This is a genomic window from Mesorhizobium sp. M7A.F.Ca.CA.004.06.1.1 (assembly GCF_003999135.1).
Taxonomy (GTDB): domain Bacteria; phylum Pseudomonadota; class Alphaproteobacteria; order Rhizobiales; family Rhizobiaceae; genus Mesorhizobium.
The window spans coordinates 1-3,498 of the sequence record NZ_RZPQ01000627.1; the positions used below are offsets into that span (position 1 = coordinate 1).

At 64.1% G+C, this 3,498-nt stretch carries 4 protein-coding genes; 1 reads left to right on the plus strand and 3 read right to left on the minus strand.

What is annotated here, in order from left to right; all coding sequences use genetic code 11:
- The coding region (locus tag EN906_RS27165) for a substrate-binding domain-containing protein (protein WP_164777391.1) at window positions 1-299 on the plus strand (299 nt) is incomplete at its 5' end.
- On the opposite strand, the gene EN906_RS27170 is transcribed toward EN906_RS27165, so the two are convergent.
- From EN906_RS27170 to EN906_RS27180, 3 genes are all read right to left on the minus strand, one after another.
- The gene (locus EN906_RS27170) at window positions 287-1,246 is read right to left on the minus strand and encodes an alpha/beta hydrolase (RefSeq protein WP_127266574.1); all 960 of its coding nucleotides are present in this window, start codon (window positions 1,244-1,246) and stop codon (window positions 287-289) included. The genes EN906_RS27165 and EN906_RS27170 overlap by 13 nt on opposite strands.
- A gap of 10 nt (window positions 1,247-1,256) precedes the next feature.
- Entirely contained in the window at window positions 1,257-2,405 is a 1,149-nt protein-coding gene (locus EN906_RS27175) for a Gfo/Idh/MocA family oxidoreductase (protein ID WP_127266573.1), read from the minus strand.
- 268 nt (window positions 2,406-2,673) lie between these two features.
- Window positions 2,674-3,435: a DeoR/GlpR family DNA-binding transcription regulator gene (locus EN906_RS27180; RefSeq protein ID WP_127266572.1), complete on the minus strand. Its 762-nt coding sequence runs from the start codon at window positions 3,433-3,435 to the stop codon at window positions 2,674-2,676.
- Window positions 3,436-3,498: the final 63 nt, after the last annotated feature.

A 3,498-nucleotide genomic window follows, 5' to 3' on the forward strand; every position in this document is an offset into this window, starting at 1 on the left:
GCACCATCCTGTGCGCCAATGATCGCCTCGCCTTTGGCGTGATGGCGGCTGCGTTCTCGCGCGGCCTGAAGGTCGGCCGCAGACCCGATTGCGATCTGCGGGTTGCAGCACACGACGATCATCCGCTGAGCCGCTACACCTGCCCGGCGCTGACCACCATGGCGCAGGATTTCACCGCCATGGCCGGCCGCAGCGTCGAGATACTGCTGGCTCTGCTGGACGAGGCCGATCCGCCGAAGCAAGGCCTGGCCCGCACTGTCAAGCTCGGCGCCACCCTGGTGATGCGTCAGTCGGCCTGATCGTCAGCGACCTTCTCGAAGTGGCGCCAGGCAGCCACCGCCTCGGCCACCGCTTGCCGGGCAGCGGGAATATGGCGTCCCATTGAGACGAAGCCATGGATCTGGCCCGGCCACTGCCGGAGGATCACCGGCACGCCCGCGGCTTGCAGGCGCGCCGCATAGGCTGCCCCTTCGTCGGCGAGGATGTCGCGGCCGGCAAGCGCCACAAAAGCCGGCGCCGCGCCGGCGAGGGCAGGCGCCAGCAAGGGCGAGACGCGCCAGTCCATGATGTCCTCGGGCGTTCGCACATAGTGGTCGCGGAACCATGCCATGGTGGTTGCGGTGAGCCCGAAGCCGTCGCCGAAACGCTGGTAGCTATTCGATGCCTGCCGCGCGTCGGTGTTGGGATAGATCAGGAGTTGCGCCGCAAGCTGAGGCGCAAGCCCATCGCGGGCAAGCAGCGCCAGCACCGTGGCGAGATTGCCGCCGGCGCTGTCGCCGGCAACGCCGATGCGTCTGATGTCGATGCCGAGACCGGCGGCATTCCCCGCTATGAAGCGCAGTGTCGCCAGGCAATCCTCGAGCCCGGCGGGAAATTTGTGCTCTGGCGCCAGGCGATAATCGGGACAGACAATGACGGCGCCGCCGAGATTGGCCATCAGGCGGCAGATCTCGTCATGCGAATCGAGGTTGCCGATGACCCAGCCGCCGCCATGCAGGTAGAGCAGCGCCGGTGCCCCGCTTTGCGGTGCGCCGATGCCGCGATGGATGCGGAGCGCTATAGGCCCATTCGTCCCGTCGATCTGACGTTCCTGGGTCGCAGCGACCGGCTCGTGCTCACCCTGTAACGTCGGGAACGAGGCGTTGTAGGCAGTTCGCGCCGCCGCCACGCTGCCGGTCTCGAATGGCTCGCCGCCGGCTGCACGACCAATTTCGAGGACGCGCAGCGCATCCGGATCGAGCGTCATGGTCATGTCCTCAGGCCAGCAGGCTGCTCGCCTCTTCCTCGGTCAGCAGGGCCGGCTGCACGACATCGCCCGCGATGGCGACTGATCCCTGTGTTTCACCGGAGCGCAGGATAGCCTCCATGATCTCCAGTACATGCAGCGCGAGGCTGCCGGAGGCCCGTGGGGTGCTGCCGGTTTGAAGCGAGCGCACCAGATCGGCGACGCCGAGCATGCGGTAATTGGCGCGGTCGGGCGCGGCATAAGGCCAGTTGCGGGCGCCGTAGAGATCGCCCTCGCTGGCGAAATCCTGCCAGTCGGTGCCGCGCTCCGACAGCGACACCGTGCCGCCGAACGTGTCGGGGTCGGGCAGGCGCAGCGAGCCCTCCGTGCCGTGCAGTTCGATCGGGTGGTTGGAGTGGCGAAAGACATCCCACGAGGCGCCGAAGGTGACGGTCGCGCCGGAGCGGAATTCAAGCAGCGACAAAACGTTGGTTGGCGTGCCGACCTTGAATGTCGTGTTCTTGAATGGCCCATCGGCTGATATCAGCCTTTCTTCCTGGCCGCGTGTCGCCATTGCCATGACGCGCTCGACCGGGCCGAGCAGATTGACCAGCATGGTCAGATAGTACGGACCCATGTCGAACACGGGGCCACCGCCTGGCTGGTAGTAGAATTGCGGGTTGGGGTGCCAGTGCTCCATGCCGCGGCCCATCATGAAGGCGGTGCCGGTCACCGGACGGCCGATGGCGCCCTCGTCCATCAACCGGCGCGCACGGCGCCCGGCAGCACCGAGGAACGTGTCGGGCGCCGAGCCGAGCAGCAGGCCGCGCGACCGCGCCTCGTTGACCAGGCGTTGTCCGTCGGCGGCCGAGGTGGCGAGCGGCTTTTCGGTGAAGACGTGCTTGCCGGCCGAAAGCGCGGCAAACGAAATATCGAAATGCGCCGCCGGAATGGTCAGGTTGAGGACAAGATCGATCTCCGGGTCGGCCAGCAACGCGTCGACGCCGAGTGCCTGGATACCATATTCCTTCGCTCGCACTGCTGCCATGTCGGCCGAAATATCGGCACAGGCGCGCAATTCGATCCCGCCAAAAAGCCCGGCGTTGCGCAGGTAAGTCATCGAGATGTTGCCGCATCCGATGACGCCGATCCCGAGTTTGGTCTTTGATGTCCCGTGCATTTTCGATCCTGCCTCCCAATGCGCTCATGGCCTGCCGGTTCCGCCCAGCCGTTAGGCGGATCGCTTTCGCAAAAGGCTATACAACGTTTTAAATATTGACGCGCGTAAAATTTTTATACAACATGCGAAAATGCTGGTGCGATATCGGGAGGCCGCCAGCCTTGGGAGGAGAAAAATGACAGACATGAAAACCGGCCGACCGCCGATGCGAATCCTGTGGGCTATGCGCGCATTGGATACTCGGTCGCAGCCAGGGACCGCGACGGGGTCAGGCATAGATCACCTTGGCCCCGGTCCTATCAAGCTGGCTGCGTATCGGACCCGACAGGCTATCGTCGGTGATCACGACATCGACGCTCGACAGCGAAAAGGCCTTGGACGTCCCGCTGACGCCCCATTTGCTCGAATCCGCAAGGAGGACAACGCGCCGGGCCATGCGCACGAGGTTTCGCTTCGTTCGCGCCATGTCTTCGTTCACGTCGACCACATCCAGCGACGAGTCGATCGCATGCGCTCCAACAAAGACCTGATGCGCTACCAAGCCGCCGAGAGCCGTGTCGGCATCGGTGATCAGTGTGCTCACCGTGTCTGGATAGACCCGGCCGCCGATCATGTGAACGTCGAGCCCGGGCCGATGCATCAGATGCTGCACGATATTCATCGCCGTGGCCGCGACCACGACATTGCTGAGCGGCGGTAACAGCATGGCAACCTGCATCAAAGTCGAGCCGCCGTCGAAGATGACCGATTGGTTGTCCTCGAACAGTTCTACCGCTGCCCGGGCGATGCGTTTCTTTGCATCGAGGTTGGTTTGCATCCGCCGGGCGAACGCGGCCGTGGTCGAATCCGTGGTCCGGGTCACCGCGCCTCCGCGGGTCTTGGTCAGCAGTCCCTTACGGTCCAGTATCTCGAGGTCGGAGCGCACCGTGACTTCCGATACGCCAAAATCGTCTGACAGGTCCTTGATGCGGACCTGTCCGCTACGTTGCACTTCACCCAGGATCGATTGGCGTCTCTGCTCTGACAACATTGCCCTGTCCTTGCCTCCATCCGCCAAGCAATCACCCTGGCCTCGGTTCACTCTACCAAAAAT

Coding starts and splice junctions, on each gene's coding strand:
- EN906_RS27170 (WP_127266574.1), bottom strand. CDS start 1,246: ATGACGCTCGATCCGGATGCGCTGCGCGTCCTCGAAATTGGTCGTGCA.
- EN906_RS27175 (WP_127266573.1), bottom strand. CDS start 2,405: ATGCACGGGACATCAAAGACCAAACTCGGGATCGGCGTCATCGGATGC.
- EN906_RS27180 (WP_127266572.1), bottom strand. CDS start 3,435: ATGTTGTCAGAGCAGAGACGCCAATCGATCCTGGGTGAAGTGCAACGT.